The organism is Pseudomonas sp. NBRC 111132 (genome assembly GCF_001320565.1).
GTDB classification, from domain to species: domain Bacteria; phylum Pseudomonadota; class Gammaproteobacteria; order Pseudomonadales; family Pseudomonadaceae; genus Aquipseudomonas; species Aquipseudomonas putida_P.
On sequence record NZ_BCBI01000107.1, the window covers coordinates 1 to 6452 of the forward strand.

Here is a 6452-nt window from a genome sequence, read left to right on the forward strand (position 1 = left end):
TATCCCATCAAGAAGCCCGCTCAATCGAGCGGGCTTTTTGTTTTTCTGCAGCGCTGAATTGTTGCTCATGTCGATCTACGCTCTTCTGTAATGATTGTGGTGTAGCTTGGCGCCGCGCGCGGCACCCTAAATCAAATGTGCTTTGCCATCCACGGCAACCGTCGCACTCATAGCTTCGAGCGTTGTCCCAGCTTTATCGCGCAAACGATTGTTCTAGCCAAAAATTTAAGCGATCTGACAGCTTTAGCAGTGTATGATTGCGCCCGTCAGCCCCGCCGGGGCTTGTGGAAAACCACCATGGACTTACCCAGTAGTTACTCGCTAACAAGATTCATACAGAAAGATCTGACCGATTGATTCTCCCGGCGTGCTCCGCTGCTGGGAGTGGAGTTCGCCTATGACTGAAGTAGAAGTAAAAAAAGCGCAAGAAAGCCTGCAGGATCGCCTGGCCCAGGTGGTCGAACTGCTGCAGCGTCAGCGCGTGGTCGAAGACCTGACCCATCGCCAGGAAGGCGCGCACAACGACCTGGTGGAAAACCTGGTCCACCGCCAGAACCTCGTCGAGCTGCAACGCAAGCTCGATGACCTGCACCCCGCCGACATCGCCTACATCCTCGAAGCCTTGCCCCTGGAAGACCGCCTGACGGTCTGGCAGCTGGTGCGCTCGGATCGCGATGGCGACATCCTGCTTGAAGTTTCCGACTCGGTTCGCCAATCCCTGATCGCCGACATGGACGATCACGAGCTGCTGGCTGCTGCCAAGGAGATGGACGCCGACGAGCTGGCCGACCTGGCCCCTGAGCTGCCGCGTGACGTTGTTCACGAGCTGATGGAAACCCTCGATGCCCAGCAGCGCGAACGCGTACGTTCGGCGTTGAGCTACGACGAGGAGCAGGTCGGTGCGTTGATGGACTTCGAGATGGTCACCATCCGCGAAGACGTCAGCCTGGAAGTGGTGCTGCGCTACCTGCGCCGCCTGAAAGAGCTGCCGAACCACACCGACAAACTGTTCGTGGTCGATTACGACGGCATCCTCAAGGGGGTACTGCCGATCAAGCGCCTGCTGGTCAACGACCCCGAGAAGAAGGTGGCGGAGGTCATGGCGACCGACCCGGTTTCCTTCCAGCCCGAGGAAGATGCCTATGATGCGGCGCAGGCTTTCGAGCGTTATGACCTGGTATCGGCACCCGTAGTAGACAAGAGCGAGCGCCTGATTGGTCGTTTGACCATTGATGAGATGGTCGACCTGATCCGTGAGGAGAGCGAGAGCGAAGTCCTCAACATGGCGGGTCTGCGTGAAGAAGAAGATATTTTCGCTTCGGTGTGGCGTTCGTTTCGCAACCGTTGGGCATGGCTGGCGATCAATCTGATTACCGCCTTTGTGGCTTCGCGAGTGATCGGGCTGTTTGAAGGGTCGATTGAAAAACTGGTGGCGTTGGCTGCGTTGATGCCGATCGTTGCGGGCATTGGTGGCAACTCGGGTAACCAGACCATCACCATGATCGTGCGCGCCATGGCGCTGGACCAGGTGTCGCCAGGCAACACCAGCCGCCTGATGCGCAAGGAGTTGGCGGTGTCGCTGATCAACGGCCTGGTGTGGGGTGGCGTGATCGGTGCGGTGGCGTTCTGGCTGTATGGCAGCTGGTCACTGGGGGTGGTGATGACCGCCGCGATGACCTTGAACCTGTTGCTGGCGGCGCTGATGGGGGTGCTGATCCCGATGACATTGGCCCGCTTGGGGCGCGACCCGGCAATGGGGGCGAGTGTGATGATCACTGCCGTAACCGACAGCGGCGGATTCTTCATCTTCCTTGGCCTGGCTACGCTGTTCCTGCTGTAGGTCGTTTTTCCCCTGTGGGGGCAACCCCCGCAGGGATATATTGCTGCCAGTCAGTCACCCACAAAAAAGCCAGCTTACGCTGGCTTTTTCATGTTCGCTGCAAACCTCAGGAAGCGTCGGTGGCCATTTCCACATCGTGAGCGATGAGGGCGACCAGGGCGTTTTGCTGGCGGTGGGAAAGTTGGCGGAAGCGCTGCAGCAACTCGCGCTCATGCAGGGACAGTTCAGGGCTGTCCAGGCGCATGCTCAACTCGTCACCCAGCGCGCCTTCCTGGATAAGGCTCTGTTCCAGGCGCGCGATAATCTCGGAGTTCATGCTGCGGTGATGGTTGCGCGCTACCTCGGCAATGCGCTCACGCATCCCGTCTGGCAGGCGGACGACAAACTTGTCAGCGGTGCGGCTGGAATAAATAGCCTGTTTCATTGGGCGCATATAAATTGACCGGAGTTTGGTTCAGGGGAAGCGGTTCTCAAATTGGCCGCACGGGATGGAAGTACGACCGTGGCGACGACAAAATGTTCAACCGTCAGTGAAAAATGGATGCTCATCTTGCCTCATGGTCGCCGTTTCCTTGGCGTCAATTCTGTGACAAATAGTGAGCCGGATAAAGGCTTTATGCCAGTACCAATTATCAGAAATGGGCACTGGTTTGAAAAGTTTTACATACTCCGGCTTGCCTGACCGTCAGTCTTTTGCCGTCAAAAACTGGTAAAACACAGCAAAAGGCCTGGAAAACCCCTAGAATGCGCCGGTTTCCCTTTCATAGAGCATAGTGGCTATGCAACATGACGCAAGCGACCACCGATCAGGGACGGGCCGGTTGATATTTCTGATAGGACCGTCGGGGGCGGGGAAAGATTCCCTGATCGACGCTTCGCGTGAGCGGTTGGAAGCAGCCGGGGTGGAAATTGCCCGTCGCGTCATTACGCGCTCGGCCGAAGCCAAAGGCGAAGCCGCTCAAGGTGTCACGCCCGAACAGTTTGAAGCCTTGCGGGCGCAGGGTGAATTTGCCATGCACTGGCGGGCCAATGGCCTGGACTACGGCATTCCTCGGCAGGTGGACCAGTGGCTGGCGGCGGGCAGGTCGGTGTTGGTGAATGGCTCGCGGGCTTATCTGGCAGAGGCTCGTCAGCGCTATCCGGACTTGCTGGCCGTGATGGTCGAGGTCAAGCCGGAGGTACTGCGCCAGCGCTTGTTGGCCCGGGGCCGGGAAACCGCAGATGAAGTGGAACAGCGTCTGGCACGCAGCGTTCGCTTGCGTACGGCAACAGACCCGTCGGTGCATGTGCTGGACAACTCCACTGCACTGGAGGTGGCTGTCGCGGGGCTTTTCGCGTTGCTGTGCGACGAGGGTGTGTTACCTCGGGCATAGCGCTTCCAGAAAAGGATTACGCGAAAAAGCCCGGCGCAGACATGACAAATGCCAGCATGCTGGTTAACATGCTTGCCGTCCCGCTGTGCAGCGCTTGCTGCCGGTGCTTGCGTCTCAGTAGCTCAATTGGATAGAGCATCCCCCTCCTAAGGGGAAGGTTGCAGGTTCAATTCCTGCCTGGGACGCCATTTCTACCCTTTCCTACACACCCGCCTCACATCCATTGCAACGCGCGATGGTGATTCCATTTGCCCGCGGTCAATGCGCGGCAATCCCCTTGCTCTCAGTTGGTCGCCAGCTTGCCGGTCAGGCGCTGACGCATCACGAAGTACCCCGCCACGACCAGCAGCACCGTCAGCACCGTGAACCAGAACTGGAAGCGCGACGCCGGTTCGAACGCCTGAGTGCCGATCACCGTCAGCAAGGCGAGCAGCGCAACGATGTTGGCATACGGGAACAGCCAGGCGCGGAAGGCGTTCGGGTCGATCGCTTCGTGGCGGGTTTTCCAGCGCATGGCAACATGGGCGATGATGATGAAGATCCATACGACCATCACCAGGCTGCCGGTGCTCTTGGCCAGGGTCATGAACAGGTCGCCGCCGCTGACAAAGTGCACGGTCAGGATCAGGGTGCAGATCGACAGGCTCAGCAGCAGTGCATTGATCGGCACGCCCTTGGCGCTGGTGCGCGAGAACAGTTTGGGCGCGTGACCGCGTTGGCTCAGCGAGAACAGCATGCGCGAGTTGGAGAACATGAACGAGTTCATCACCGACATGAACGAGACGAACAGCACCAGTTTCATGGCTACCGCAGCACCACCGAAACCGGCCAGGCTGAACAGTGAAACGTAGGGCGAGGCCAGGTTGGCCTTGTCGGTCCACGGCAGGCACAGGATCAGGATCGACACTGAACCCACGTAGAACAGCATCACCCGCAGGATCACGCTCTTGATCGCGCGAATCACGTTCTGCCTTGGGTTCTCCGATTCACCTGCAGCCACAGCGGCAATTTCGCTGCCGCCCAGCGAGAAGATCACCACGATCACGCCGGCCATCACCGGAGACAGGCCATTGGGCATGAAGCCGTCATGGGCGGTGAGGTTGACCAGGCCGGGCGAGGGAATGTCGCTGTGCAGGCCAAGCAGGATCGAGAGGCCCAGCAGCATGAAGATGAGGATGGTCGCCACTTTCATCGCCGCCAGCCAATACTCCACTTCGGCAAACGAACGCACCGAGTAGGCGTTGCTGGCCATCAGGGTCACCAGCATCAGGAAGGCACCCGCCCAAATCGGCAGCCAGGGCAGGAAGTCATGCAAGATCGCGCCCAGCAGCACCGCCTCGAGGGTGATGGTCATCATCGACTTGAACCAGTACAGCCAGCCAACCGCAAAGCCGGCCCAGTCGCCGAGGTAGGTGTTGGCGTAGGTCGAGAACGACCCGGCATCCGGGTTGCGGCAGGCCATTTCGCCGAGCATGAACATGACCAGGGTAACCACCAGGCCGCCAATGAAATACGACAAAATGGCCGCAGGCCCCGCCGATGCGATCAGTGAGCCTGAGCCCATGAACAGCCCTGCACCGATCACCCCACCCAGCGCGATCATGGTGATATGCCGCTGCTTGAGGCTTTGCTTCAAACTGTTGGATTGCATTTCCTTGTCCTCTCTTATTATGGGGGGATCCGATAACGTCCCCCAACGCAGGCATCGTCATGCGCCTGCGTCCACGCGTGGCAAGTAGCTACCAGCCTGCCACCATGGACAATAAGGCCAAGGACCTCAAACGAATTCTGTGCAGAACATCCTGCCGATTTTTCCTGAGGGCTGTTTGTGGCTATAGCCCCCAGTGCTTGAGCGCCCATAACACGCCCATGCCCACTACCAGCGTCAGCAACGTACTACGCGTGCGCCACGCCACCAGTGCCGCCAGTACCGCCGCCGGTATCTGCGGGTTCATCCAGTCGAACCCGGCATGACGGTCCGGGAACACCACCGCCGGTAGTACCAGTGCTGCCAGTACGCTGGCCGGCACATACGCCAGTGCCCGGCGAAACAGCGGTGGAATGCGCAGCACCGTGTGCAGTTCGATGAACGACAGGCGGATGGCGAACGTGCCCAGGCCGATCAGGGCGAAGGTTATCCATTGAGTCATTTCGCTCATGATGCTTCCTGTTCGCTGTTGGCTTCAGGCATTGCTTGCGGTGTTTTCCAGCTCTCGATAACCAGCCCGGCGGTGATGCCGCCCAACGCACCCGTCAGCAGGCCGAGGTTGTACGGCAGGTCGGCTGCCAGCACGGCGAGCACACCACCGGTCAGCGCCGCGCCAAGCGTGGCTGCATTGCGTATGCCGGGTATCAACAGGGCCAGGAACGACAGGGGGATGGCGAAACCCAGCGACCAGTCTTCCGGAATGCCCGCGCCCAGGTACATACCAGCCAGCACCGAGAGGTTCCAGCCGAAGAACATGGTGATAGCCGTACCGGCGTAGTAGGGGTAGGCATGCTGCCCCAGCCCACCCGCGCCGATCTTCAGCGTGCACAGGGCGAACGACTGGTCGGACAGCATGTAGGCCATCGGCCATTTTTGCCGGCGCGGCAGCTGCCCCAGGTGCGGGGCCAGGCTGGCGCTGTACATCAGGAAGCGCAGGTTGATGACCAGCGCGGTAACCACCATGGTCACCGGGAGGGCGGCGTTCTGCATCAACTGCATTACCACCATCTGCGCCGACCCGGAATAGAACAGCAGGGTCATGCCGATGGCATCGGACGGTGACAGGCCCATGCCGATGGCGGTGACCCCGGTGATCAGGCCAAAGGGCACGATGCCAGAGGTCAAGGGCAGGGCGTTGTGGGCACCCTGCCTGAACGCTTGGGTCCCGCTGTTGTACGGCATTTGAGTTCCTTGAAGGTGTTCGGACGGTGCCAGTCAGGCAGCTCCACGTTAATGCGTGTGACAGTTGGTCACAACGTCAAATTCTTGGAATGATAGGCCTGAAAAAATAGGCCTGAAGCCGTGTACCTCGATAGCCCCACCCGTCATGCCCTGTCACTCAATGCCTTGCGAGCCTTTGAAGCGTCTGCGCGCCTGGGCGGCTTTGCCCGTGCCGCGTTTGAACTCAAGGTAATTCCCCGTGCCACCGCTGCATTGCCGATGTGGGCTGGAGTGATTGGGCGGTGTGGAGCGGTGCGCTGATGCCCGGGCACAAGTTCATCGCCCGCTCCCTCAGAGAACCGTGGCTGCC

6 protein-coding genes, 1 tRNA gene and 1 pseudogene are annotated in these 6452 nt (G+C 59.7%); 4 read left to right on the forward strand and 4 right to left on the reverse strand.

What is annotated here, in order from left to right:
* Nucleotides 1–397 precede the first annotated feature (397 nt).
* Nucleotides 398–1840 (forward strand): magnesium transporter, encoded by a 1443-nt coding sequence (gene mgtE, locus APH35_RS27635; RefSeq protein ID WP_012273555.1) that lies wholly within the window; start codon nt 398–400, stop codon nt 1838–1840.
* A gap of 106 nt (nt 1841–1946) precedes the next feature.
* On the opposite strand, the gene APH35_RS27640 is transcribed toward mgtE, so the two are convergent.
* Nucleotides 1947–2273 (reverse strand): Arc family DNA-binding protein, encoded by a 327-nt coding sequence (locus APH35_RS27640; protein ID WP_012273554.1) that lies wholly within the window; start codon nt 2271–2273, stop codon nt 1947–1949.
* A 346-nt stretch (nt 2274–2619) separates the two neighbouring features.
* Here APH35_RS27640 and phnN point away from each other — a divergent pair, with 346 nt between their 5' ends.
* Complete coding sequence (gene phnN, locus APH35_RS27645) at nt 2620–3213, forward strand: phosphonate metabolism protein/1,5-bisphosphokinase (PRPP-forming) PhnN (protein WP_060515819.1); 594 nt, start codon at nt 2620–2622, stop codon at nt 3211–3213.
* A 111-nt stretch (nt 3214–3324) separates the two neighbouring features.
* Nucleotides 3325–3401, forward strand: a tRNA-Arg gene (locus APH35_RS27650).
* Between the two features lie 95 nt (nt 3402–3496).
* On the opposite strand, the gene APH35_RS27655 is transcribed toward APH35_RS27650, so the two are convergent.
* The 3 genes from APH35_RS27655 to APH35_RS27665 all read right to left on the reverse strand — a co-directional run bounded on the left by APH35_RS27655 (nt 3497) and on the right by APH35_RS27665 (nt 6103).
* Nucleotides 3497–4864 carry an amino acid permease gene (locus APH35_RS27655; RefSeq protein WP_060515820.1) on the reverse strand — a complete coding sequence of 456 codons (1368 nt, stop codon included), beginning with the start codon at nt 4862–4864 and terminating at the stop codon, nt 3497–3499.
* Nucleotides 4865–5045: 181 nt separating this feature from the next.
* Nucleotides 5046–5372 (reverse strand): AzlD domain-containing protein, encoded by a 327-nt coding sequence (locus tag APH35_RS27660; RefSeq protein WP_012273551.1) that lies wholly within the window; start codon nt 5370–5372, stop codon nt 5046–5048.
* Nucleotides 5369–6103, reverse strand: coding sequence for an AzlC family ABC transporter permease (locus APH35_RS27665; RefSeq protein WP_012273550.1), 735 nt, complete (start codon nt 6101–6103; stop codon nt 5369–5371). The genes APH35_RS27660 and APH35_RS27665 overlap by 4 nt, the downstream gene beginning before the upstream one ends.
* A gap of 120 nt (nt 6104–6223) precedes the next feature.
* Here APH35_RS27665 and APH35_RS29565 point away from each other — a divergent pair.
* Nucleotides 6224–6358 (forward strand): annotated as a pseudogene (locus APH35_RS29565) (LysR family transcriptional regulator); the annotation flags it as partial.
* Between the last annotated feature and the right edge of the window lie 94 nt (nt 6359–6452).